The sequence below is a fragment of the Cryobacterium sp. Hz9 genome (genome assembly GCF_004402825.1).
Classification (GTDB): Bacteria; Actinomycetota; Actinomycetes; order Actinomycetales; family Microbacteriaceae; genus Cryobacterium; species Cryobacterium gelidum.
Genome location: NZ_SOFC01000011.1, coordinates 354,560 through 379,112, shown reverse-complemented (window position 1 = coordinate 379,112; position 24,553 = coordinate 354,560). Strand labels below are relative to the sequence as shown.

The window sequence follows — 24,553 nt, the reverse complement described above, 5'->3', positions numbered from 1 at the left end:
CTGTCCCGAAAGAGGGCTGTCGTGGTCAGAGCAGTGCACCGTGCATTTCAGCGTCGGCTCGTCGGCATCGTGGCGATAATCGGCCTCGCCGTCAGCACCGTGTTGTCGTTCGCGATCGTTGCTGGCATGCCCAGCATTACCGCGGCGGAGACGACCGGGGTGGCACCCGTCGACCACTCCGCGGTCGTCTGGACCGCCGGGTGGCAGGGCGAGATCGACGCCTGTCGGGGTGCGGTCGACGTTGGCCACCACTACGGAACCCCGGTCATTGCCGAGCATTGGTTCTGTGGTGGTTCCCTTTTTCCCGGGGAAGGCAGCACGATCACCCTCACCGGCGCCGTCACCGGGACTTTTCGGGTTGGGCCGGTCGCCGTCGTGCTGAACGCGGCCACCGATAACGCCGCGTCCATTCCGCACGGCTTCGATCTGCTCTACCAGACCTGTCGTGACGGCTCGAGTGCCACCATGTCGTTCACGGAGCTCAATCGGATCGGGTAGCCGGAATCGGGTCGCCTGCTCCCGGCATCCGCTCCTCGGCCGCTAGAACCGAACCGTTACCGGCGACGCGCCTGGGCAGGGCGAACACGAGCGCGAGAGCGAGAATGGCGAAACCGGCGCTCACCGCCATGGCCATCGTGGCGCTGTGCGTGAAGGCCGTGGCCAGGGCATCCGCTCCGGGGCCGGTCACGGTCAGCGTGCCGAAGAACACACTGCCGATCACGGCAATACCGACCGCGCTGCCGACGCGCTGCATCACGCCGACCACGCCGCTTGCGCCGCCGGCCTCGGATCGGTCGACGGTCGCGACGATGAACGACACGTTGGGGGCGATGAAGAATCCGCTGCCGAGGCCCGCGAGGAACAGCGGTGGAAGCAGATGCCAGTTGGTCAGGTCACCCGGAGTGGTCAGCAGCATGACCAGCCAGATCCAGATCAGGCCGATCGTGACGAGGGCCACGCCGACGACGAGGATGGTGCGTCCGAGGCGTTTGGCTAGTCGGTCGCTCTGCGACGCGCCAAGAATCGTGCCGATAGCGAAAGGAATGGAGACGAGGCCCGACTCGAGCGCACTGCGCCCAAGACCCGCCTGCCAGAGAATGGAAATCGTAAAGAAAATGCTGGTGAATGCTGCAAAATAGACCAGCGCGAGAACGACGCCGCCGGTGAATGCCGGGTGCGAGAAGAGGTGAGGGGGAACGAGCGGGTTGCCGTCACGTTTGGCCACGGACACTTCCCAAGCGCCGAAAGCAACCACGAGGAGCACTCCGGCCGCGAGAGTGAACACGGTCCAGAGTGGCCAGCCCTGGTCCTGGCCCTCGATCAGCGGTACCAAAAGCGCCACCAGGCCGGCCGAGATGAGCACGAGTCCGAGCCAGTCGACGCCCGTGCGCGAGACCTGCGTCGTTTGGGGGAGCGCCGCACCGCCGGGCAGGAGAAAGACCGTGGCGATCAGGGCGAGGATGCCGATTGGCAGGTTCACCCAGAACACCAGACGCCAGCCGTTCTCGACGCCGAAGGCCTCGATGATGAGGCCGCCGACGATCGGGCCGAGTGCGGTGGAGACACCGATGACCGAGCCCATGATCGCGTAGGCCTTGCCGCGGACTGCCGGCGGGAACATCAGCTGAATGACGGCGGTCACCGCGGGCACGAACATGCCCCCAGCCAAACCCTGCACAACGCGGGCGATGATGAGTTGCAGGTCGTTCTGGGAGAGGCCGCAGGCGAGGCTCGCGAGCGTGAACAGAGCCAGGCCGGTGAAGAACACCCATTTGTGGCCGAAACGATCGCCGACCCGGCCGGCCGGAATGAGCGCGAGGCCGAAGGCGAGGGCGTAGCCGGAGATGATCCACGACAGCGTCGCCTCGCTGGCGTCGAGGCTCGTGCGGATACTCGGCAGCGCCACGTTCACGATCGTGGTGTCGAGCAGTGCCATGAACATGCCGGCGAGTAGCACTATCAGTGCCTGCCAAGCCCGGCGTGGAGCGCCGGGAGAAGCGCCGGGAACGGGGGTAGAAGTCATGCGCGGGATCCATTCGCGCCGGTCTCCCGGCGATCCTCGGCAGGAGCAACGCTGATGCCGACAGGCGATCCTACAACACAACCCCCCACTCCAATGGAGTGGGGGGTTGTGTGATATCTACTGCTGTCGGGGTAACAGGATTTGAACCTGCGACCTCGTCGTCCCGAACGACGCGCGCTACCAAGCTGCGCCATACCCCGATGGCCCGTGGGCCTCAATCAGTATAGGCGCACTACGCCTCCCGCAACGAATTGAGGGAGCAGTTAGCTGGCAGTCAGGGTGAGCAGGGTCGCCTCGGGCGGACAGGCGAAGCGAACCGGCGCGTAAATCGAGGTGCCGAGGCCCGCCGAGACGTTCAGGAACGCAGTGCGCAAGCCGTGGTTCCAGGTGCTCAAACCCTTCACCTGGCGCCGCGGAATATCGCAATTGGTCACGAGCGCACCAAAACCGGGCACGCAAACTTGGCCGCCGTGGGTGTGGCCGGCCAGAATCAGCTGTGCGCCGTGATTCACGAAGGAGTTCAACACACGTTGGTACGGTGCGTGCGCGACACCAACCGTGAGCGTGGACCGCGGGGCCGCGGCTTCTTCCGGGTCGGGCCAGACGTCGTCGCCGAGCGGATCGTTGGCCCGAAGATCGTCGATCGCGCGCGTGATCAAATCGAGCCGGTCACGCCCGATGTGCGGGTCGTCGACGCCGAAGAACTCCACGTGGGTGTCTTTGAGATCAAGAGACTCAGCCGCATTATTGATGTCGGTCCAGCCGAGATCGGTAAACACCCGGCGTAAGGCGTCGGTGTCGAGCTCCTCCCGACGCACGCGCAGGCTCGACGGGCCGCCGAAGTAGGTAAACGGGTTCTTCAACTGCGGCGCGACGTAGTCGTTGGAACCGTTGACGAACACACCGGGGATGCCCCGGAACGGCGCGAGGGCATACTCGATGCCACTGACGCCGTCTTTATGCCCGAGATTGTCGCCGGTGTCGACTACGAGGTCGGGCTCCAGCGCGGCGAGGCTGCGCACCCACTCCTGCTTGTTTTTCTGCCACGGAGCCATGTGCAGGTCGGAGAGGTGCAGCACCCGGATGGGAGCCGAACCCGGTGCGAGCACCGGAACGCTCACCTCACGCAGCGTGAACCGGGTGCGCTCCACGAGCGCACCCCAGGCGAAGGCGGCGAGGCCGACGGCGCCAACAGCCGCGAGCGTCGCGCCGACGAGCTGTCCGCCGTCGCCGAGGCGACGATGCGCGGTCATCCGTTCTCGCCGTTGTTGTTGCCCTTGTCGGGCGCGGCCGGGGCGGGCGCGGTGAACTTGCCGATGACTATGGTCACGGTGTCCCCAGGGCGGCTGGCCGTTCCCGCTCCGGGCTGAATCGCAAGCACCTTGCCATCCTGGGCTTTGTCGGTGGTCGGCTGTTCGGTCTTGGCCACGGTGAAGGTGTACGGAGCCCCGGCGAGTGTGCCGCGGGCATCCGTTTCACTCTTACCGATGACGTCGGGAACGGTCACGCCGGTGCCGTCGCTCGAGAATGCCGTGACGGTGGCACCGCGAGTGGATGCCGAGCCGCCGGCCGGGTCCGTACTGGCCACCGTGCCGGCGGGCAATGCTGAGCTGGTCACGCCGCCGTTGACGAACAGGAATCCGGCCGCCTCGATGGTGCTCTTGGCTCGGGCCATTGACTCGCCGCGCACGTCGGGAACCGGAACGGCCACCGCGTTGATCACGCTGGACGAGGCTTCGGGAAAGGCCTCGCCGCCGTACTTGGCGTTGGCGACACTCATGACGTCGGGCCAGACGTAGTGGCGGATCTCGGACGCGCGGACGCCGTTGAGGGTAGTGAAGCGCTGATTCTTGAACGGGCCGCTCACGTTGACCACGCCGACGACGGTGGCAACCTTGCTGCTGGCACCGCTCATCCAAGTGTCTTTGGCCTTGTCGGTGGTTCCGGTCTTACCGATGATCGGTTCCCGGGGCGAGGTGCGCCGGCCCGAGGCGGCGGCTGTGCCATTGCCGGTTGTCGTGGTCTGCATGGCGTACTGCATTCCAGCGGCCACCTCCGGTGACACCGACTGCGTGCACGTCGACTTGGGGATCGGCAGCTCGGCTCCGTCGGAACTGATCATGCTGCGAATAACGACAGGGGTGCAGGTCATGCCGTTGTTGGCGATGCCGGCGAACGCGACCGCCATGGAAAGCGGGGCGATGTAGTTCGTGCCGATTACCGATGAGGCGTTCTGGCCGAGTTCGCCGCCACTTGCCGCGTGCACATCGAAGGCCTCAGCGGTCTTACGAATTCCGCAGAGGTCGAGCTTTTTAGCCATACCGATGAAGCCGGTGTTGATCGACCGGGTGGTCGAGTTCAGCGCCGATTCATTGGGGCCACCCTCGCCGCCGTCATTGCGCGGGCTGAACCCTTGGGCGTCATAGTTCTGCGGCCCGAGGCAGCTGTCCTGGAACGTTCCCCAGTTTGACTTGACTCGAGAGTTGACCCGTTCGGTGAGGGCATGCCCCTCCTTGAGCCACTCGGCCAGTGTGAAGACCTTGTAGGTTGAACCGGGTTGAAAGCCCCCGGAACCGCCCGTGGCGCGGTCTGTGTTGTAGTTGATGCTGGTGAAGGTGCTGCCGGCGGGCTGCTCCATCTGGCTGTAGTCCTTGTTCTGCGCCATGGCGAGCACCTCGCCGGTGCCCACCTTGACGCTCGAAACCACCCCGCCGACATCCCAGCCGGGAAACGTCTTGGGGACGTACTTGTTGAGGGAAGTCTCCGCGGCAGCCTGCAGGTCGAGGTCGAGCGTGGTGTACACGTCAAAGCCGCCGCGCTGGAAATTCGCGAGGCGCGTGTCAGCATCCTCGCCGAAGGTGGGATCGGACTTCAGGATCTTGGTGACGTAGTCACAGAAGTAGGCGCTGCCTCCGGCCGTCTGGCAGCCGGTGCTCGGCACGGTGATGACCGGCTCGATCGGCGCTGCGATGGCGGCGTCGTAGTCGACCTGGGCGATCTTGTCGTACTTGAGCATCTCATCGAGGATGTAGTCGCGACGCCCCTTATTGGCGGCATATCCGTTGGCCGCGCCGTTGGTTTCGCTATCCGGGCGATCGAGCTGGAACTTTACCGGGTTGTTCACGATCGCCACCAGGCTGGCCGCCTGCGGCAGCGTCAGGTTCAGCGCGGTGGTGTTGAAGTAATAGCTCGCGGCGGCTTCGATGCCGTAGACCGATCCGCCGAAGCCGGCGATGTTCAGGTAGCCGCGAAGGATGTCGGCCTTCTCGTACTTCTTCTCGATGCCGATGGCCAGACGCATCTCGCGCAACTTGCGGTCAGCCGTCGTTTTGGTGGCATCGTCATAGCAGGCCTTGGCCGCGTCGACATCGGTCATGACCTCGCACTTTTGAACGAGCACGTTCTTGACATATTGCTGGGTGATCGACGAGCCACCGCGGGTTCCGCCGCCGGCCAGGGTTTGCACGGCGCCGTTGAAGCTGGACTGAATGTCTACGCCGCCGTGCTCCATGAAACGGGGATCTTCGCCAGCAATCGCCGCATCCTTGGCGAACTGGCTGATCGCGTCGGACGCCACGTCGACCCGGTTCTGCTCGTAGAACGAGGCGAGGAGCACGCGAGAACCCACCGGATCCTCGGCGTTGGTCGACGCGTAGATGTTGCTTTTCTGAGAGAGCCGATCGATGGAGAGATACTCGGGCAGGCTGTCGAACACGTTGATGGTGTTCGTAGCAGCCATGCCAGAGAGGGCAACGGCTGGGGCGACGGCGGCGGTCACGAGAATGCCGGCGACGGCACTCATCCCGACGAGACCCAGGAAACCCCCCAGAGCCCCGCTCACGGTTCGATTTTTGGCAGACATAGAATTGAGCTTAAGCGACAAATCTGAATGCCCGCCTCAATAGGAGTCACATGCCCACCTGGGAATACCTCACAACGCCGTTGATGATCCACAATACGGCCGCCATTTTGAACAACTGGGGCTCTGATGGGTGGGAACTCGTACAGGTCGTAGCCGGCCCAGAGGGCGGCCTGGTTGCCTACCTGAAGCGCCCGCTGGCGCCCAGGCAAGAGGCATAAGCGTGTCACACATCGAAGCACGCCTGGCCGAATTGGGCATTGAGCTGCCGAGCGTCGTGCCTCCAGTGGCCGCCTACCTGCCCGCCGTGATCAGCAACGGGTTCGTCTACACCGCCGGTCAGTTGCCTATGGTCGCGGGGGCGTTGCCCGCCACCGGCAAGGTCGGCGACGGCCACGGCCTCGTTCCCGCCCCTGACGCACAGGACTATGCCCGCACCTGCGCGCTCAACGGCCTCGCCGCCATCAAGAGCGTGATCGGATCGCTCGACCGCATCACCCAGGTGGTCAAGGTCACCGGCTTCGTCGCCTCCGATCCGTCGTTCACCGGCCAGCCGACCGTCGTCAACGGCGCCTCCGATGTACTCGTCGAGATCTTCGGCGACATCGGTCGGCACGCGCGGTCCGCCGTCGGCGTTGCGGTGCTTCCGCTCGACGCCCCGGTCGAAGTCGAGCTCGTCGTCGCGTTCGCTTAACGCCTCAGGGGGCGTTTAGACGCGCGTCGGCCGCGCGGGCCGGGGCATCCGCCATGAAACGGATACCCCGGCCCGCGTGCCGTATTTCTGCGCCGGCTGTTCGACCCACATGGTGATCAGCTGGGCGAGCAGCGCGCCCGCCACCACGATGGGGAAATGCACGAGATACAGACTGAAGCTGACCGAGCCGAGCCAGGCTACTAGGTGCCCTCTCGCTGGATAGCTGGAAATTTGGGCGTGCGCGCACGCGGCCAGAAGGCGACCGTAGCCACAATCACAGAGGCGCCGGCCACCCGCAGCGACAGGCGAGCAGAACCTGCAACGGGGACAGCGTGGCCCACCAGCCAACGGATTACAGCCTCACGCCGCCACTCGACTCGTAGGCTGTGGCGATCTGCGGCACCGTCATAGACACGTGGTGTACCAGCACAATGATGGCGGCCACCCCGCGCAGAGTATCGAGCCGGCCGGGGCGACCTCGCACGGGTACCGCTGCTCGAGTCATGCCCGCACAGTAGGGCGGAAAGCTCAGTCTCGGGGGTGCGCCGCACGACTGAGGCCGCCGTCCGGGTGGATAGCGGCCTCAGTTTTTTGCGGGTGGTGCGCGCTACTTTCTAATCTGCGCTGCGATGGTGTTCATCACCATGGTGTCGGCGAGGGTCGTCGTGTCGCCGACCTCGCGGCCCTCGGCCACATCGCGCAGCAGGCGCCGCATGATCTTGCCCGACCGGGTCTTCGGCAGCTCGTCGACGATGAAGATGTCACGCGGGCGGGCGATCGCACCGATCTGTTGGGCGACGTGGGCCCGCAGAATGCCGGCGATGTCCTCGTGGGAAGCGATCTCAGCCTGGCTGAACTTGATCACGACGAACGCGACGACGGCTTGGCCGGTCGTCTCGTCGGCTGCACCGACCACGGCGGCTTCAGCCGTGAGCGAGTGCGCCACCAGGGACGACTCGATCTCGGCGGTGGACAGGCGGTGGCCCGACACGTTCATCACGTCGTCGACGCGGCCGAGCAACCAGATGTCACCGTCGTGGTCGAGACGGGCGCCGTCGCCGGCGAAGTACAGCGGGCCGTCCTTCGCGCCGGTCGTACCCTCGAATTTGTCCCAGTAGGTCTCCTTGAAGCGTTCCGGATCGCCCCAGATGCCGCGGAGCATGGCCGGCCAGGGCTGCGTGACCACCAGGAGCCCGCCATTGCCATGGCCAACATGCACGCCGTCATCATCGAGCACGTCAACGGTGATACCCGGAACTGGAACCTGGGCAGCGCCCGGCTTGGTCTGCGTGAGGCCCGCGAGAGCCGAGACCATGATCGATCCGGTCTCGGTCTGCCACCAGGTGTCCACGATCGGCGTGAGGTTGTTGCCGATGACTTCGCGGTACCACATCCAGGCCTCGGGGTTGATGGGCTCGCCCACCGAACCGAGCACGCGCAGGCTCGACAGGTCGAACTTCTGCGGAATCTGACGGCCGAGTTTCATGAACGTACGGATAGCCGTCGGCGCTGTATACAGAATCGAGACCTTGTACTTCTCAATGATTTCCCACCAACGGCCGGTGTGGGGGGAGTCGGGGGTCCCCTCATAGAGCACCTGGGTTGCGCCGTTGGCAAGTGGTCCGTAGACCACGTAGCTGTGTCCGGTGATCCAGCCGACGTCGGCGGTGCACCAGTAAATGTCTGTTTCGGGCTTGAGATCAAACACAGTCTGGTGGGTGAACGCGTTTTGCGTCAGGTAGCCGCCGCTGGTGTGCAGAATACCCTTGGGCGCGCCGGTCGTGCCGGATGTATACAGGATGAACAGCGGGTTCTCGGCCGGAAAGCTTTGCGCTTCATGGTCGGGGGAGGCGCTTTCCATGGCATCGGACCACCAGGTGTCGCGGTCGTTCCACTGCACGTCCTGGCCGGTGCGCTTGACGACGAGCACGTTCTTCACCGAGGAGTCATTGGTCTGCAGGGCGGCGTCGACGGCGGGTTTGAGCGCACTGATCTTGCCCTTGCGGTAGCCGCCATCGGCAGTGATGACGAGCACGGCGTTGGCGTCGTCGATGCGCGAGCGCAGGCTTTCGGCGCTGAATCCGCCGAAGATGACGGAGTGCACGGCGCCGATGCGGGCGACGGCGAGCATGGAGATGACGGCCTCGGGAATCATTGGAAGGTAGACGGCGACGCGGTCGCCAGCCGTGACGCCGAGCCCGAGCAGGACGTTCGCGGCCTTTTTGACCTCGGTGGTCAGCTCGGCGTAGGTGTAGCTGCGAGAATCGCCCGGCTCGCCCTCGAAATAGAGCGCGACACGATCGCCGTTGCCGGCGAGAACGTGACGGTCGAGGCAGTTATAGGCGACGTTGAGTTCGCCATCTTCAAACCACTTGGCGAACGGTGGGTTGGTCCAATCGAGGGTCTTGGTGAACGGCTTATGCCAGTGCAGCAGATTACGGGCCTGATCAGCCCAAAACATGGCAGGGTCCTTCTGTGCCTCGGTATACAGGTCTGGTGTCGCCGCTGTCTGTGCGGCGAACTCCGGGGTGGGCGCGAATCGACGCGTTTCGTGCAGAAGGGTATCAATTTTAACCGTCATATGTGTAGTTCGCTCCTTTGCGGTACGTGCATGCGGGACATTGCCAGCTCAACTGAACCCTACCGGTTCGCGGCCAATCTCTGTATACAGAGCAAAAAAAATGGGGAATCCGCCTTCGCGGGAAGGTGATTTCATACCCCCCAGGCGAGGGTCCTCTCAAATGAGGACATTGGACTTGCATTTTGTCGCGGGCTGCGTAAACTAATCAACGTCTGAACGAAAGTTTTGACCGGCATCGCGTACGGTTCCCCCCAATCTGCGCGGTGCTAGGCGGCACCTGTTCCCCCCAATAGGTGCCGCCCCTTCTGTTTAAGCGTGCGCTCACAAGGTCGCGCAGTCACGGCTCGCACACCGCATCTGTTTTGTCCCTCCCCAGTCCCATCGGGCGGCACGCTCTCCACAGATTCTGCAGGGCGAGTCGGTGCGGCGCTGGCTGGCTCTAGCGTCGGAGCATGGGTCAGCCCTTCGTCGCCGTTCCGTCTTACACAGTTGATTCCCCTTCCCCTTTCCCTTCGGCTTCGGCAGGAGCGGTAGCACCGTGGGTTGCGCCGTCGGTGCGACCGGCTGTGGCGCGTCCGTTCGATGCCCGGCCGGTATCGACACCATTGCCGCAGAAGTTCCCTCGGCATCGCACGGTCACAACGGATGCCGCTGGCGCCGTGCCGCACACCGGAGCACCGGGCGCAGTCCCGGCCGCAGGCGGGAGCGTGCGCCTCGACGTACGCGCGCTCGGCCCACTGGCCGGCTATGCCGCGAACCCTGAAACCACAGACCTGTTCGTCAATGGGGGGTCCGGGCTCTGGATCGATGCCGGGCACGGCCTCACCTTCGCGCCGGCCTGGCGGGTCGGTGAATCCGAGGTGCGCGAGTTGGCGGTGCGGCTGATCGCGCTGGGTGGGCGGCACATCGACGAGGCGAGCCCCTGCGTCGACGTGCGTCTGGCCGACGGCATCAGAGTGCACGCCGTGCTACCGCCAGTGTCGAGCACGGGAACGCTGCTCTCCATTCGGCTGCCGCACGCGGCGAATCGAAGTCTCGGTGCGCTCGCTGACGCCGGTCTATTCGGCGTGGGGGAGGCATCCGCTGCCCGCGTGAATCGACTGCGTGCTGCGGTGCTCGGGCGCCAGAATCTGCTCATCACCGGTGCCGCCGGCAGCGGAAAGACCACCTTGCTAGCCGCGTTGCTCGGCGAGGCGCCGGCCGACGAGCGCATTGTCGCGATCGAAGACGTCGCGGAGCTGCGCATTCGGCATCCGCACGTGGTCGCCCTGGAGGCCCGGCAGGCCAATCTGGAGGGGGCCGGCCGCATCGGCCTCGAGGCGCTGCTGCGGGAGGCGTTGCGCATGCGCCCGGACCGGCTTGTGCTCGGCGAGTGCCGCGGGTCGGAGATTCGGGAGCTGCTTGCCGCCCTCAATACCGGGCACGACGGGGGAGCTGGCACGCTGCACGCCAATTCGCTCGATGATGTGCCCGCCAGGCTGGAGGCGCTCGGAGCTCTCGCTGGAATGAGCGCCGCGGCCGTGGCTCGGCAGACGGTGAGCGCGATTGGGCTCGTGCTGCATCTGGAGCGTACCGCCGGGGTGCGCCGGCTCGAGGCGGTCGGACGGTTCACCCTCAGCGACCGAGACCGACTCTCGATCGAGGAGGTCTGATGCGACCCGGGTCGACAGCCTCGATCGGCCACTATTTTGCGGGGGGAGCCTCCGGCCATGCGGCGCGGTGACGTGGTGCCGCCGATCGAGGAGGTCGCGGCGGTGACGCAGCGACTTGCCGTGCTGCTCTCGGCCGGCGTCTCCCCGGTGTCGGCGTGGGGGTATCTCATGCCGGCGCGGGCCGTGGCGGTGATGCCGGCTGTTGCGCCGAGCGCCGCTGGAAGCGGAGTCGGGTCGCCGCAGGCTTCGGCGACGACCCGAATTCTGCGGGCTGCGGCCAGGGCTGCGGCCCGTGGTGACAGCGTGGCCGACGCGATCGCTGGGCAGGCACATCGACAGGCTCGAGAGAAGCAGGTGGCGGGCGGCTCCGCGCGCGCGGCAGTTGCAGGCCGCGCCCGGCGGCGGGGCGACGCGGCCGTTCAGGCCGAGCGCGCCTGGCTCGGACTTGCCGCGGCCTGGCAGGTGGCCACTCAGGCCGGTGCACCGTTGGCCGGGTGCTTGCGTGAGCTTGCCGCGTCGCTGCGCGAACTCGCCCAGGTACAGCGTGATCTCGAGGTGGCGCTGGCCGCCCCGCGGGCGACGGCCCGACTGGTTATGGTGCTGCCGGTGATCGGAGTCGTCTTCGGCAGCCTCATGGGATTCGATTCCCTACACACCCTGTTCGCAACCCTGCCGGGACTGGTCTGCCTGGGCGGTGGCGCACTGTTGATGCTCGCCGCCGCAAGCTGGAACCGCGCGCTGGTGCGCCGAGCGGCCCCGACCGACCTGACCCCGGGGCTGCGACTCGAACTCATGGCTATTGCCATGTCCGGCGGCGGGTCCATCGACCGTTCGCGAGCCCTGGTGCGTGCAGCAACCGAGCGCTTTGGTATTGCGCCCGGTGCAGATGCAGATGCAGATGCAGCCGCCCGTGCCGACGGCGACGACCCGGTTGACCGGGTGCTTGACCTGTCGTCACGGGCGGGCGTTCCGGCGGCGGAACTGCTCCGCAGCGAGGCTGAACAGTTGCGGCGCGATGCTCGCAGTGCCGGGCAGCGCCGTGCCGCGACGCTGTCGGTGACGCTGATGCTACCGCTCGGGCTGTGTGTGCTGCCCGCGTTCATGCTCGTCGGCGTGGTGCCGCTGCTGATCAGCGTGCTCTCCTCCACACTGACGACCTTCTGAATCTATCGACTGATGAGCGGTTGCCGCGGCGTGCGCCGCCAGGTCCGGGCAGAGTGAACCTGCTCGTGCCGCCCAACCCGCGTCAATGGACGCAGAAGGAGACGAGTCTGTGAATACAAAGATCTCGGTGACCACGAAAACTGAAGTACCAAAAACAACTGCACTGCGACGGCTGGCGGACGAGGCCGGAGCGGCGACGGCGGAATATGTGGTGGCCACGATGGCCGCGGTCGGGTTCGCCGGACTGCTCATCGTCATTCTGCGCAGCGACGAGGTGCGCGGAATGCTCACCGATCTGGTGCGACGTGCCCTCAGCGTGGGGTAACCGGGCGGACCGATCGTTTTTTGCGAATTGGACGAGTGCGCGGCGTCTCGGCAGCAGGGGGAGCACGACCGCCGAATTCGCCACGGCGCTGCCAGCGGTCGTACTCATTCTGGCCTGTTGCCTAGGTGCCGTGCAGGTCGTCGGAGTTCAGGTGCGGTTGACGGATGCTGCCGCAACCGCCGCGCGGGCGCTCGCCCGCGGCGACAACGCGGGGCGTGCCGCGATGCTCGTGCAGCAGGCGGTATCGGGGGCCAGCCTGTCCCCGGAAGGGCGCGGCGAGTTCGTCTGTGCCCGAGTCACTGCCCCCGGCCTGACCGGCATATTCGCGGGTCTGACCCTCGAAGCGCGCTCCTGCGCCCTGGCCGGTGGATTGTGAGCGCGCACGACGATAATCCCGCGATCGGGGCTACCGCGATCGGAACCGCCGTTATCGGAACCGCCGCTATCGGGGCTACCGCTATCGGGGCTTCCGGGATCGGGGCCGCCGGGATCGGAACCGCCGAGACCAGGCGCAGCGAGCGGGGAGCGGGGTCGATCCTCGCCCTGGCGGTGCTCGCTGCGACCGTGCTGTTGACGAGCCTCGTCGTGTCGGTCCTCGCCCTGTTTGCCGATGCACGGTCTGTTGCAAACGCGGCCGACGCCGCCGCCCTCGCTGCTGCCGATACCGCCTCCGGCGCAATCGCCGGCTTCCCCTGCGAAGCGGCGGAAGCCGTGGCGACGCTGAACGAGACGGCCGTCACGCAGTGCACGGTGATCGGGCTGGTCGCATCCGTTTCGGTCCGGCGCCGGGTGCACGGCATCGATATCTCCGCGAGTGCCCGGGCCGGGCCGCCGGCCGGTTAGCGCGAGCCCGAGCGCGGTCGGTTGACGCACCGCAGCGAACTCGTGGACGAACGATTTAGGGGAGGAGCGCCTCGAGGTAGCGGTACTCGACCGCGCTCGGACGACCGGGGGAATCGGAACCCTCGAACTCCAGGCCGGCTCCGCGCGCATAGAGATAGCGCTTGCCGGAGTCGGCCGGAATCTCGATTCGGGGCTGAGGATCACCCGAGTCGAGGAAAGTCGTCGTGATTGTCTTGCCCTGAAGGGGCCCGTCCGTCAACTTCGCGGTGTATGTGGCCGTCATTGTACCCATAGGACTATTCTGCACTCGGTCAGGCAAACATCAAGGGTTTGGGATTGTGGTGGTGAGCACCGAAAGCGAACTGAGCAATGGCTGGGAGTGACGTGTATGCGAGCGGGACGCGCCGAGACGCGCCCGTCGATTAGGCGGGCACTCCATTCCGGTGTGTATGGTGTGCCTTGGCCCATGATTCGGTCACTACGTATAAAGAGGAGTCTGGTGCCAGGCACTAAGAAGCTGGTCATTGTTGAATCACCGACCAAGATGAAGTCGATCGCCGCGTATCTCGGCGACGGCTACGAGGTTTTGTCTTCGGTCGGTCACATTCGCGATCTGATCGAGCCGAAAAACCTGCCCCCCGAGCTGAAAAAGGGCGCACTCGGCCGCTTTTCGGTCGACGTCGAAAACGGCTTTGAACCGTACTACGTGGTGAGCGACGCCAAGAAGAAGACCGTCAGCGAACTCAAGCGGGCACTCAAGAATGCGAACGAACTCTTGCTCGCAACTGATGAGGACCGCGAGGGCGAGGCAATCGCCTGGCACCTGCTGCAGGTGCTGCAGCCCAAGGTTCCGGTGAAGCGGATGGTGTTTCACGAGATCACCAAGGACGCCATCCTCGCCGCCAAGGACAACACCCGCGAACTCGACACCGCCCTCGTCGACGCGCAGGAGACCCGGCGCATCCTGGACCGCATCTACGGCTACGAGATTTCCCCGGTGCTCTGGCGCAAGGTCGGCCCCGGCCTGTCCGCCGGACGCGTGCAGAGCGCCGCGACCCGCCTCGTCGTCGACCGGGAGAAGGAGCGCCTCGCATTCGTCTCCGCCGGCTACTGGGACCTGCTGGCGCGACTGGCAGCATCCGCTTCAGAAACTGACCAGGCGTTCGACGCGAAGCTCGTGCGTCTGAACGGTGAGCGCATTGCCACCGGTGGCGACTTCGATGACTCCGGTGCACTCAAACCCGCCGTGAAGGCCGTCACCCTCGACGCTTCCGCTGCCCAGGCGTTGACGATCGCGCTGCGGACCCCCGGCGTCAAGCTCGAGGTCAGCAAGGTCACCTCGAAGCCCTACCGGCGCAGCCCGGCCGCACCGTTTACCACCTCGACCCTGCAGCAGGAAGCGGCGCGCAAGCTGCGCTTCACCGCCCGGCAGACCATGAGCGTCGCCCAGTCGCTGTACGAAAATGGGTACATCACATATATGCGTACCGACTCCCCGTCGCTCGGTCAGCAGGCCCTCACAGCCGCCCGCACCCAGGCGGCTGCGCTGTACGGCGCCGAGACCGTTCCGGATGCTCCGCGCGCCTACAAGGGCAAGAGCAAGAATGCGCAGGAGGCGCACGAAGCCATTCGCCCCTCCGGCGACACCTTCCGCACCCCGGCTTCACTCGCCTCGAGCCTGCGCGGCAACGACTTCAAGCTCTACGACCTGATCTGGAAGCGCACCGTCGCTTCACAGATGAAGGACGCCACCGGCTCGACCGCTTCAGTGACTATCGCGGCCGGTCCGACCGGCACGACGGAGCACCCCTCCGCGTCGGGTGCGCTCGCCGAATTCGGAGCCAGCGGAACGGTCATCACCTTCCGCGGCTTCATGCTCGCCTACGAGGAGTCGAAGGACGAGGAACGCAACGCGTCGACCGACGCGACCGAGTCGAAGCTGCCGCCGCTCGAAGAGGGCCAGACGCTGACCCTGCTCGATCTTGAGGCCAAGGGCCACGAGACGACCCCGGCTGCTCGCTACACCGAGGCCAGCCTGGTCAAGAAGCTCGAAGAGCTCGGCATCGGCCGCCCCTCGACGTTTGCGTCGATCATCTCGACCATCACCGAGCGCGGCTATGTCACGCCGCGCGGCCAGTCGCTCGTTCCCAACTGGATCGCCTTCTCGGTGGTGCGCCTGCTCGAAGAGTTCTTTAGCGACCTGGTCGAATACGACTTCACCGCCGAGATGGAGGACGACCTCGACCGCATCGCCGGCGGCGAAGCCAACCGCCTCGACTGGCTCAACAGCTTCTATTTCGGCAGCGACAAGCATCGCGGCCTGCGACAGGTCATCGACAACCTCGGTGAGATCGACCCGCGCGTGATCAACTCGGTCACCATCAGCGACGACATCACCCTGCGCATCGGCAAGTACGGTCCCTACCTCGAGGTCGTCGACCCCGACGCCGCAGCGGATGCCCCGCCTCGCCGCGTAAACATTCCGCCGGAACTCGCCCCCGACGAACTGACGGCGACCAAAGCCCGCGAGCTCATCGACGCCCCGATCGTCACCGATCGCGTCATCGGACTCAACCCGGAGAACGGTAAGGAGATCGTTGCGAAGGACGGCCGGTTCGGACCGTACATCACCGAGCTCGCGCCAGCTCCGGCCGAGCCCGATGTTCCGGCCATCGCCGCACCGGTCGAAACTATCGATCCCTCCACCGGCGAGGTCACCGTGCCCAAGCCGAAGCGCAAGCCGGCCGCGAAAAAGGTGGCTGCCGCGGACAAACCGCGTACAGCATCCATTTTCAAATCGATGGATCTGGCCACGGTCGACCTGGACACGGCCTTGCGGCTGCTGGCCCTGCCGCGCACGGTCGGGCTCGACCCGGAAACCGGCACCGAGATTCTGGCCCAGAACGGCAAGTTCGGTCCGTACCTGAAGAAGGGGATCGACACCCGGTCGCTCACGAGCGAAGACCAGATCTTCGAAATCGACCTGCCGGGCGCGATCGAGCTCTACGCCCAGCCCAAGTACGGCGCACGCCGTGCGTCGAGCGCCCTAAAGGAATTCGAAGCGCCTGATCCCGAGAGCGGCAAGGCGATCAAGATCAAGGACGGTCGGTTCGGTGCCTATGTGACCGATGGAGTCACCAACGCGACCATTCCCAAGTCGGAGGACATCGAGGAGATCGACTTCGACCGGGCCGTGGAGCTGCTCGCCGACAAGCGGGCCAAGGGTCCGGCCGCGCCGCGCACGAAAGCACCGGCCAAGAAGGCCACGGTCAAGAAGCCAGCCGTGAAGAAGCCGGCCGTGAAGAAGGCGCCGACTGCGGCCGCAAAGGCGGCTACCGCCAAGAAGGCGGCCGCTACCCGAGCCGCGAACGCGGCGGCCAAGGCCGCGTTGAACGGCACGGTCGCACCTGTGACCGCGGCCAAAAAGACTGCGGTCAAGAAGCCCGCTGCCAAGAAGACACCGGTAAAGAAGGCACCGGTGAAAACGGCAGCCAGTTCGGTCGCTGAATCCGCCGCGACGACGACGGTCGCGTCAAAGGCTGCGCGCCCGGAGTGACCGGCCTTTTCATCACCCTCGAGGGCGGCGACGGATCCGGAAAGACCACGCAGGCGCAGTTGCTCACCGACTGGCTCAAGGAACGGGGGCGCACCGTCGTGCGCACCCGCGAGCCCGGGGGAACAGATGTCGGGGTGGAGATTCGGCAGATCGTGCTGCACCACCGCGGGGAGGTCGACCCGCGCGCCGAGGCTCTGCTGTACGCCGCCGACCGTGCCCAGCACGTGGGTACCAAGCTGCGGCCGGCGCTCGCCCGCGGGGATGTGATCGTGCAGGACCGCTACCTGGACTCCTCCGTCGCCTACCAGGGTGCCGGGCGTGTGCTCGGCGCCACCGAGGTGCGCAACCTGTCACTGTGGGCGGCGGAAGGATTGCTGCCCGACCTGACCGTGCTGCTCGATCTGGACGAGGTAATCGCGCGGGCTCGGCTCGACGCCGATGACAAGGTCTTCGACCGGCTCGAAGCCGAGAAGAACGACTTCCATGCCCGGGTGCGCGCTGCGTTCCTCGAGCTCGCCGAGGCAGAACCCGACCGTTTTCTCGTCGTCGACGCCGCCGCCCCCGCCGCCGAGATCGCGGCCACCATCCGAGCCCGAGTGTCCCCCCTCCTGTAGCGGCCCCGGAGCGCATGCGGTGTCGGTGGCGCGGGTTACCCTTGACTCATGGCAGTGTGGGACAACCTAACGGGACAGGCCGACGCGATCGCCATCTTCCGGGCAGCGGCGCAACGGGTACCCTCCGGCGTCGATACCGGCAAGGCGGATACCGGCGCGATTGGTAGCAGCGCCTCCACCGTCGAGTCGACCTCGATGACGCATGCCTGGCTCATCACCGGGCCACCCGGTTCCGGCCGCTCCAACCTCGCCTTCGCCTTCGCGGCGGCCCTGCTCAGCCCGGGCACTCCCGACGGTGACCGCGCGGCCGCTCGTCAGGTCGACGCGCGCACCCACCCCGACCTCAGCGTGCTCACCACCGAGGGCGTCATCATCAAGATGGAATCCGTCAAGGAGGCCGTCGCCCGCTCGCAGTATTCGCCGTCGGTCGGTCGCTACCGGGTCGTCGTCGTGGAAGACGCCGACCGCATGGTCGAGCGCACCTCCAACGTGCTGCTCAAAGCCCTTGAAGAACCGCCGGAACGCACCGTGTGGATACTGTGCGCGCCGAGCGAAGCCGACCTGCTCCCCACCATCCGCTCGCGCGTACGGACCGTGCGCCTGCGCGTACCGAGCGTCGCCGATGTCGCCGACCTGCTCGTGCGGCGCAACGGCGTCGACCCGATCATCGCCGAACTGAGCGCCCGCCTGGCCCAAAGCCACATCGGTATGGCCCGGCGGCTCGCGACCAGTGCCGAGGCGCGGGCACGGCGCGAGGAGACCCTGCGCACGGCCCTCGGCATCCGTTCGGTATCATCGGCCGTCAACGCGGCGGCGCGACTGCTCGCGATCGCCGGCGACGACGCCAAGGCGATCACCCTCGAACTCGACGCAGCGGAGCGCGACGGCATGCTGCGCTCACTCGGCGTCGAGGCCGGGCAGTCCGTGCCGCCGGGGCTGCGCAGCCAGATCAAGGCCCTCGAAGATGACCAGAAACGCCGGGCCGTGCGCAGCCTGCGCGACGGGATCGACCGAATCCTGGTCGACCTCGCATCGCTCTACCGCGACGTGATCATGGTGCAGCTCGGGCGCGAACGGACCGTGATCAACCTCGAACTGCTCGCCGAACTGCGCGCCGCGAGTGCGGCCGGCCCGCCCGCCGCGACGGTCGCCACGATAGACGCGATTGCCGTTGCCCGCCAGCGCATCCAATCCAACGTGGCACCGGCGCTCGCCCTCGAGGCGATGCTCGTGTCGGCGATCCGTCGTCCACAGTGATTCCCAGCCGCTGTCGGTAGCCTGAAGCGCAGCATCCGCTTCGCGCCATGAAAGAGGAACCCGTTGAATCGAAGCATTCGCGCCACTAGCCTCACTGCCGCCGCTGTGGCCCTCACGCTCGCTCTCAGCGGATGCGCGACCTGGTTCGCGACGGACGCTGGCCCCACCGAGTCCACCCCCACCGGCGAACAGGTGTCTGCTGGCCTCGACCCGTTCTACAGTCAGGTGCTGCAGTGGGAGGACTGCGGGGACGGCCTGCAATGCACAAAGGCCACCGCGCCGCTCGACTACACCGACCCGGCTGCCGGCAACGTGTCGCTGGCCCTGATTCGCCACTTCGCCACCGGTGGCGACCGGATCGGCTCGCTGCTCGTCAACCCCGGCGGACCGGGTGGTTCCGGGTACGACTTCATCAAGGATTCCCTCGACTACGCCACCGACGACACCCTGCAGGCGAGCTTCGACGTCGTCGGTTTCGACCCCCGGGGCGTCGGGCGTTCCTCGGCAGTCGCCTGCTATGACTCGTCCCAGATGGACGAGTACGTCTACGGACTGACCACGGCCGACCGTGGCACGGACGCCTGGATCGCCGAGCTCTCGGCCTCCTCCGATGCCTTCGCGGCGGCCTGTGCCGAGCAGACCGGGCCGCTGCTCGGCACGGTCGATACCAAGAGCGCGGCCCGTGACCTCGACCTGCTGCGCGCTGTGCTTGGCGACACCCACTTGAACTACCTGGGTTTCTCCTACGGCACCTACCTCGGTGCCACCTACGCCGAGCTCTTTCCTGAAAAGGTCGGCCGTCTCGTGCTCGACGGCGCCGTCGACCCGTCGACCAGTAACTTCGAGGTGACCAAGACCCAGGCGGTGGGCTTCGAAAATGCCCTGCGCGCTTATCTCACGGACTGTCTTGCTGGGAAGGACTGTCCGTTCCGCGGCAGCGTCGACGGCGCGATGACGACCATTGGCGCGCTGTTGAGATCCGTCGACGCGAGCCCCATCACGGCCACGGATGGCCGCCAGCTCGGCGGAAACGCGCTGCTCACCGCGATCATCTACCCGCTCTACCAGGCCACCGCGTGGCCGCAACTGAGCATCATGTTTGACACCGTACTGAAGGGCAGCGCCGACGATGCTTTCCAATTCGCGGATGCCTACAACGGCCGCGACGCCGACGGGAACTACACCGATAACTCGACCGAGTCGTTCGTGGCCATCAACTGCATCGACTACGCCTACAACGCCGACCCGGCCTCGATGCGGGCCGAGGCCGCCGAGCTCGAGGCTGCTGCGCCCGTGATCGGCCTGTTCATGAGCTTCGGCGACATCGGCTGTGCCAACTGGCCGTACAAATTCACCGGAGAGCGCACGGAGATCCACGCGGACGGAGCGGCACCGATTCTCGTTGTCGGCACCACCAACGACCCGGCCACCCCGTACGTCTGGGCGCAGCAGCTGGCCGCGCAACTCACCAGCGGCACCCTCGTGACCTACGCCGGCGAAGGGCACACGGCGTACAACAAGTCGAATTCGTGTGTGAACGACGCCGTCGATTCCTATCTTGTTGACGGAGTAGTGCCGGCTGCCGACCCACAGTGCTAGTCGAAGGGGCAGGTCTGTGAGGTGTGACAAGGCGCAGTGAAATATTTGGAGCATTTCGATCGAAACCGAAGTGCCCGGACGGCGTGAGTTCAAGCCTCGCCACGGGGTCATGCAGGAAAACGCCTATCCGTTCGGCCTGCGCATCGCCACTCTGCGCGACTTCGAAGATCAGCTGCAGCAGATCACCGCGCGACGCTTTTAGCCGATGCGCCCACTCTCGTCGACGACCCGGCCGAGGTGAACCAGCGCGCACTCCTGTTCAGGCTCCTGGCCGTGGCCGCGCCTGGCAGGCCTGGCGGCGTGGGCTGAAGGTGAAGGTGTGAGCCCCCTGGCGGCGTGTGTCAATGCCTCATTCGCCGAGGTGTACAGAATCACTCGGAGAAACGACTAGGCTTGGCTGCTGTGTCACCGAGTGCCTCATGGGGCGCTCTGGTAACGCCGCCTTAGCTCAGTTGGTAGAGCATCTCACTCGTAATGAGAAGGTCGTCAGTTCGATTCTGACAGGCGGCTCCACTAAAGATCATGGTTAGATAGTGTTTCTAAAACAGGCTCCGCGGTATTTTTGTCCGGATTTGCCCACAATTTGCCCACATTCGTTTTAAGTGCGCGGTTATTGAGGGCGTCTGCAACGGCGTCTAGATCCTCTTCGAAGAGGTCGCTGTAGACGTCCAAAGTCATCGCTGCTGAGGCGTGTCCGAGCATCCGCTGCACCGACAGAACGCTCGCGCCTGACGAAATCGCCAACGACGCCGCGGTGTGCCGCAGCGAGTGCGGGGTGATCGCGGGCAGGTTTGGATGACGACTCCTGAGCTCGGTGACGGCCGCCGTGAAGGTACGACGTCGGAAGTTTCCGCTTCGGAGTACGTCGCCATCCGGGGAGGTGAACAGCAGGTCTTCGCGAGACTTGCCTGCGCACTGGGCCCGGAGCATATCGGTCAAGAACGCCGGAAACGGTACTGATCGTCGCTCGTGATTCTTCGGCGTGCCCCAGAGGATGGCGCCCGTTGGCTCTGTAACGGCTTCAGCTACGTCCAGGCGGCGGCGTCCCAAGTCGAGGCGCTTGACTTTCAAGGCGGCCATCTCGCCCCAACGGAGGCCCGTATAGGCCAGCAGGTAGATCACTGTCGAGGTGGGCGCGCAGAGCGCGGCCAGCTCATCGACTTGTTCGGGTGTCAGATAGCCCCGGTCACTCTCAGCGACGCGAGGAAGGCGTACGCCGTCACACGGATTGCGTGGGATGCGACGATCCCGGACGGCGTATTTCATTACGCCGGACAGTACGACGTGAATCTTGCACACGCTCGAGGGGGCGAGAGAATCGCTGAGCTCGGTGACCCAAGCCTGCACTGCGGTGTGGGTCACATCGATGAGGGCGACCCTGCCCCATCGGGGAAGAATGTGCTTCTTGAGAATCCACGCATACGCGCCGATTTCGGGAGGGTCGGCGAAGCCATATGGTCGTAGCAACGCTTCAATGAATGAAGCGTTTCATGGTCAAGTTGTTTTGTGCTGGTAATCGGACTGAGTTCGTCGATTTGGTGCGTGGAGCAGTGTTAGTGCAGCTCGCAGCCTGGCGTGTAGCACCGTCCAGCCGTCGTAGAGCAGACCGGATTTGCTGCTCACCTCTCACCTCTCACCTCTCACCTCTCACCTCTCACCTCTCACCTCTCACCTCTCACCTCTCACCGGACACCCCGGTACCAGCTGCGCGTATCCGGATTGAGCGGCGACTTGCCGAAGAGACGGGCGGTGGCGGCCCGATGGTACGCCGGGACTGCCGCCGCACAGATTTGCGCAGGACAGCGTATGGAGGGATGTGCTCCACCCGAGCGATTCATTTCGCAACGGTAGGGTACCTGCCGTGCGTTGCCGCTCATGGTGTTCCCCGTCGTCGAGGCTTCGACCTTGTTATGGTGAGTAGCGCCACCGTCGGTCATCGCGAGCACATGTTCTGTGAAAGCGAACCGCATGGCCTTGTCGATCGGGCACGTTTGTCAGAATTTTGGCGCGGGTGCGGTAGTCCTTGATGCCGAGGATTGTCCGTCTCTGGAGAACGCATTTCTGGCGCTTCGCATTAAGCAGCAGGTCGATATTCTGTGACGTCTTCTGCTCTTGTGTGTAGAGAACTTTTGGCCGAGTCGGGTTCTCTTGGTCCGGCCAACGCACTGCCGGTCGCTTCGTAGGAGACGGATACTGGTCGGTGAGGTCCGGCGTGGGCGTCGCGATAATTGCGGCGGTGAGGCGGTGTTCATGGAACGGTGGACCTAAATTATGCGCAATCCGCGGGCAGCTCAAGGTTGCCCGGGCATCAATTTCGTACACCTCCGGAAGTGACGACGGACCATCCGTCTTTCACGGTCACAAATTTAGGGAGTGAAAAAATGAAGGCAGTCCTTTATCAGGGCCCCAATGAGGTCAACGTTGAAGAAGTTCCAGATGCCAAGATCGAACGTCCCACTGATGTTCTCGTACGCATTACGGCGACAAATACCGCGTCCGTCAAGGCGCACGTGCCTGTTCCTGACCACCTCGACTGTGCCAGCCCCACTCGGGCGATCAACAACTTCTCCAGAGGGCTCGCGTAGCAGAGCGCATCTTTGTCGTCGGCGACGCGTTAAACGTCAATGGCGGCATGGTCACCCCGTGGCCCTCAATCACCTCCGTTATGGCAGAGACGCCGGCGATCGCATCAATTCCGAATTGACTGCTCGTCAGAAAGTCGACGGCGACATCGCGTACAGCGTCGATCTCTCCTGATCAATCGGAATCGGCCCTTCGACCAACAGAGCCTGCAGTTCATCCAAGACTTGGGATGCGGCCACCGCCAGTTTATTCCACTGGTTGCGCACGGCAAGAACGATGAGCGTGATGATGCCGCCGAAAACGACGGCACCCCCAAGCAGGGTGATCCAAGTGGCAAGCATCACCGCGACATTGTGTCTTCGCAGCCAGATGATGACCGGGCGGAGCGCTGCCCCCAGTGTGCGGGCTATGAGCCCCGGAATAATCACGATTTTCACCTGCACGAGCGCTAACGCAATCACCGATACGAGTGCGATCACGACAAGGTTTTGATCGCTGCGGATGCCCAGACGACCGAGATTGTCAGTCATCAGTGTGCGAATGGATGGCCGACCGCTCTGGTCTTCTGCTCTCATCCTCCAACCCTAAACAGGCTCGGTGCTAACTCACCGTGTTCGCTCCGGGGGCTACCATCATTGGCGATCGTCCGTGGTGCAGCACGGCTTGGCTAACGGAGCCTAAGAGTAGTCCGGGGAAGCCGCCGAGGCCCCGGGTCCCGAGCACCACCAAGTCGGCGGTTTGCGTCGTTTGAACAAGAACTTCTGCTGGCTTTCCCACGAAGAGATGCCGACTGAGTTTCACGTCGGGGTACCGTGTTGTTACCGCAGTGACGACGTGGGTCAACTTTGCTAGTTCCTTTTCGTAGTCCGGATCCAAATCTTCCACGGATGGCGACCAACCCAGGTCACTGACGGTTATACCTATCACGGACACCAGTGCAAGCGGTTTGCCGTGGATGCGCGCCATCTCTGCGGCTTCCCATAAGGCGGGCCCCTGCGTACCGGAGTCAACCGCGATCACGATTTGACCGTTAAAGGAAAGACCATTAATCGCGTTTTCCTGCTGCCGCGGCGGGTCTCCTGCACTAACTGCATCGAAGAAGGTTGGGTGCGTCGTGCTCTGTTCGCCACTTTCGCTGCGGGGAGTACCACGAGTGCCTTGACCGTCTTCCAACTCGGTGGTAGCGCTGTCGTGCGCCTGCGGAACCACGACAGTGGGACAGTGTGAGTGGGCTGCCAGGCCCGATGAGACGCTACCTAACAGTCGTCCGACAAAGCCTCCTCTGCCGCGCTTGCCGACTACGGCCAGTTTGGTGGTTTCGGAATGTTCGATAAGAACCTTAGTGGCATCGCCGCATTCAACATGCGTTTCGGTGCGAACGCTTTGAGCTTCTGCGCGTTTCGTCGCATGGTCAAGGACGGTTTGGGCTTCTTGTCTTGCGGCCAGTGCATAGCTCGCTCCGACAATGGGATCCGCGACAAACGCTGGGGAAAACGTGCTCACCAATCGCAGTGGCCAATTGCGAATGTTAGCCTCGACAGTTGCCCATTCCAGAGCTCTATCGCTGTTCGACGAGCCATCAACGCCAACCAGAATCACATTGCGCATACTCACAGCCTTGCATATTCGAAGTAAAGGGGCAACGTTTGTTGCACTATTTCAGGGTCACCCGTCGGACCCGATCTCAGTTCTGGCGAGTCGTGTCCGTTACACTGGAGGCCTGTTCAGGCAGGCTGCTTGTCAGCCCGTCGGCGACAGACCTCGACACCGCATGTTCACGCAGCGACGGCGCCGTTATCGGAT

At 64.8% G+C, this 24,553-nt stretch carries 24 protein-coding genes and 2 tRNA genes; 15 read left to right on the top strand and 11 right to left on the bottom strand.

Translation table 11 applies throughout. From position 1 onward, the window contains the following. Positions 1-21: 21 nt before the first annotated feature. Positions 22-498 (top strand): hypothetical protein, encoded by a 477-nt coding sequence (locus E3N85_RS06045; RefSeq protein WP_134460676.1) that lies wholly within the window; start codon positions 22-24, stop codon positions 496-498. Here E3N85_RS06045 and E3N85_RS06040 read toward each other — a convergent pair. From E3N85_RS06040 to E3N85_RS06025, 4 genes are all read right to left on the bottom strand, one after another. Next, on the bottom strand, positions 482-2,023 hold the full coding sequence (locus tag E3N85_RS06040; protein WP_134460673.1) for an MFS transporter: 1,542 nt from the start codon (positions 2,021-2,023) through the stop codon (positions 482-484). The two genes, E3N85_RS06045 and E3N85_RS06040, sit on opposite strands and share 17 nt — an antisense overlap. Before the next feature lie 126 nt (positions 2,024-2,149). After that, positions 2,150-2,223 (bottom strand) — tRNA-Pro (locus tag E3N85_RS06035). Positions 2,224-2,286: 63 nt separating this feature from the next. Continuing rightward, a complete protein-coding gene (locus tag E3N85_RS06030; protein ID WP_134460670.1) occupies positions 2,287-3,276 on the bottom strand; it encodes a metallophosphoesterase in 990 nt (329 codons plus the stop codon). After that, positions 3,273-5,864 (bottom strand): transglycosylase domain-containing protein, encoded by a 2,592-nt coding sequence (locus E3N85_RS06025; protein ID WP_241978325.1) that lies wholly within the window; start codon positions 5,862-5,864, stop codon positions 3,273-3,275. Before E3N85_RS06025 ends, E3N85_RS06030 begins: the two co-directional genes overlap by 4 nt. 71 nt (positions 5,865-5,935) lie before the next feature. Here E3N85_RS06025 and E3N85_RS16255 point away from each other — a divergent pair, with 71 nt between their 5' ends. Both E3N85_RS16255 and E3N85_RS06020 read left to right on the top strand, forming a co-directional pair. Beyond that, a complete protein-coding gene (locus tag E3N85_RS16255) occupies positions 5,936-6,103 on the top strand; it encodes a hypothetical protein (RefSeq protein WP_166783875.1) in 168 nt (55 codons plus the stop codon). A gap of 2 nt (positions 6,104-6,105) precedes the next feature. Continuing rightward, positions 6,106-6,576 (top strand): RidA family protein, encoded by a 471-nt coding sequence (locus E3N85_RS06020; protein WP_134460665.1) that lies wholly within the window; start codon positions 6,106-6,108, stop codon positions 6,574-6,576. A gap of 15 nt (positions 6,577-6,591) precedes the next feature. Here the strand turns inward: E3N85_RS06020 and E3N85_RS16250 are convergent, their stop codons facing one another. From E3N85_RS16250 to acs, 3 genes are all read right to left on the bottom strand, one after another. Then, positions 6,592-6,738 (bottom strand): hypothetical protein, encoded by a 147-nt coding sequence (locus E3N85_RS16250; RefSeq protein WP_166783874.1) that lies wholly within the window; start codon positions 6,736-6,738, stop codon positions 6,592-6,594. 190 nt (positions 6,739-6,928) lie between these two features. After that, complete coding sequence (locus tag E3N85_RS16245; protein ID WP_166783873.1) at positions 6,929-7,081, bottom strand: hypothetical protein; 153 nt, start codon at positions 7,079-7,081, stop codon at positions 6,929-6,931. Between the two features lie 102 nt (positions 7,082-7,183). Next, the gene (gene acs / locus E3N85_RS06015) at positions 7,184-9,157 is read right to left on the bottom strand and encodes an acetate--CoA ligase (RefSeq protein WP_134460662.1); all 1,974 of its coding nucleotides are present in this window, start codon (positions 9,155-9,157) and stop codon (positions 7,184-7,186) included. A 566-nt stretch (positions 9,158-9,723) separates the two neighbouring features. Here acs and E3N85_RS06010 point away from each other — a divergent pair. The 5 genes from E3N85_RS06010 to E3N85_RS05990 all read left to right on the top strand — a co-directional run bounded on the left by E3N85_RS06010 (position 9,724) and on the right by E3N85_RS05990 (position 13,141). Then, a complete protein-coding gene (locus E3N85_RS06010; RefSeq protein WP_255453863.1) occupies positions 9,724-10,809 on the top strand; it encodes a TadA family conjugal transfer-associated ATPase in 1,086 nt (361 codons plus the stop codon). 57 nt (positions 10,810-10,866) lie between these two features. Beyond that, a complete protein-coding gene (locus tag E3N85_RS06005; protein ID WP_241978324.1) occupies positions 10,867-11,973 on the top strand; it encodes a type II secretion system F family protein in 1,107 nt (368 codons plus the stop codon). A 127-nt stretch (positions 11,974-12,100) separates the two neighbouring features. Next, complete coding sequence (locus E3N85_RS06000; RefSeq protein WP_241978334.1) at positions 12,101-12,298, top strand: DUF4244 domain-containing protein; 198 nt, start codon at positions 12,101-12,103, stop codon at positions 12,296-12,298. Continuing rightward, on the top strand, positions 12,279-12,674 hold the full coding sequence (locus E3N85_RS16935; RefSeq protein ID WP_255453862.1) for a TadE family type IV pilus minor pilin: 396 nt from the start codon (positions 12,279-12,281) through the stop codon (positions 12,672-12,674). The genes E3N85_RS06000 and E3N85_RS16935 overlap by 20 nt, the downstream gene beginning before the upstream one ends. Next, a complete protein-coding gene (locus tag E3N85_RS05990) occupies positions 12,671-13,141 on the top strand; it encodes an Rv3654c family TadE-like protein (protein WP_241978323.1) in 471 nt (156 codons plus the stop codon). Before E3N85_RS16935 ends, E3N85_RS05990 begins: the two co-directional genes overlap by 4 nt. Positions 13,142-13,196: 55 nt before the next feature. Here the strand turns inward: E3N85_RS05990 and E3N85_RS05985 are convergent, their stop codons facing one another. After that, positions 13,197-13,433 (bottom strand): hypothetical protein, encoded by a 237-nt coding sequence (locus tag E3N85_RS05985; protein WP_134460651.1) that lies wholly within the window; start codon positions 13,431-13,433, stop codon positions 13,197-13,199. 207 nt (positions 13,434-13,640) lie between these two features. Here E3N85_RS05985 and topA point away from each other — a divergent pair, with 207 nt between their 5' ends. The 5 genes from topA to E3N85_RS05960 all read left to right on the top strand — a co-directional run bounded on the left by topA (position 13,641) and on the right by E3N85_RS05960 (position 20,680). Further along, positions 13,641-16,697 carry a type I DNA topoisomerase gene (topA, locus tag E3N85_RS05980; RefSeq protein ID WP_134460648.1) on the top strand — a complete coding sequence of 1,019 codons (3,057 nt, stop codon included), beginning with the start codon at positions 13,641-13,643 and terminating at the stop codon, positions 16,695-16,697. Continuing rightward, positions 16,694-17,311: a dTMP kinase gene (tmk, locus tag E3N85_RS05975; protein WP_134460645.1), complete on the top strand. Its 618-nt coding sequence runs from the start codon at positions 16,694-16,696 to the stop codon at positions 17,309-17,311. The genes topA and tmk overlap by 4 nt, the downstream gene beginning before the upstream one ends. A gap of 48 nt (positions 17,312-17,359) precedes the next feature. After that, positions 17,360-18,568: a DNA polymerase III subunit delta' gene (locus E3N85_RS05970; protein ID WP_134460642.1), complete on the top strand. Its 1,209-nt coding sequence runs from the start codon at positions 17,360-17,362 to the stop codon at positions 18,566-18,568. A 63-nt stretch (positions 18,569-18,631) separates the two neighbouring features. After that, positions 18,632-20,167 (top strand): alpha/beta hydrolase, encoded by a 1,536-nt coding sequence (locus E3N85_RS05965; protein WP_134460638.1) that lies wholly within the window; start codon positions 18,632-18,634, stop codon positions 20,165-20,167. A 437-nt stretch (positions 20,168-20,604) separates the two neighbouring features. Continuing rightward, positions 20,605-20,680 (top strand) — tRNA-Thr (locus tag E3N85_RS05960). Here the strand turns inward: E3N85_RS05960 and E3N85_RS05955 are convergent. Next, complete coding sequence (locus E3N85_RS05955) at positions 20,681-21,529, bottom strand: site-specific integrase (protein WP_134460635.1); 849 nt, start codon at positions 21,527-21,529, stop codon at positions 20,681-20,683. Between the two features lie 606 nt (positions 21,530-22,135). On the opposite strand from E3N85_RS05955, the gene E3N85_RS16930 reads away from it, so the two are divergent. Further along, positions 22,136-22,267 (top strand): hypothetical protein, encoded by a 132-nt coding sequence (locus E3N85_RS16930; RefSeq protein ID WP_255453861.1) that lies wholly within the window; start codon positions 22,136-22,138, stop codon positions 22,265-22,267. A 281-nt stretch (positions 22,268-22,548) separates the two neighbouring features. Next, entirely contained in the window at positions 22,549-22,752 is a 204-nt protein-coding gene (locus E3N85_RS16525) for a hypothetical protein (RefSeq protein ID WP_198412058.1), read from the top strand. Between the two features lie 126 nt (positions 22,753-22,878). Here the strand turns inward: E3N85_RS16525 and E3N85_RS05940 are convergent, their stop codons facing one another. Together E3N85_RS05940 and E3N85_RS05935 are read right to left on the bottom strand one after the other, a co-directional pair. Further along, complete coding sequence (locus E3N85_RS05940) at positions 22,879-23,280, bottom strand: AI-2E family transporter (protein WP_166783872.1); 402 nt, start codon at positions 23,278-23,280, stop codon at positions 22,879-22,881. Positions 23,281-23,350: 70 nt separating this feature from the next. Then, positions 23,351-24,358, bottom strand: a complete 1,008-nt coding sequence (locus tag E3N85_RS05935; RefSeq protein WP_134460626.1) for a universal stress protein — start codon at positions 24,356-24,358, stop codon at positions 23,351-23,353. Between the last annotated feature and the right edge of the window lie 195 nt (positions 24,359-24,553).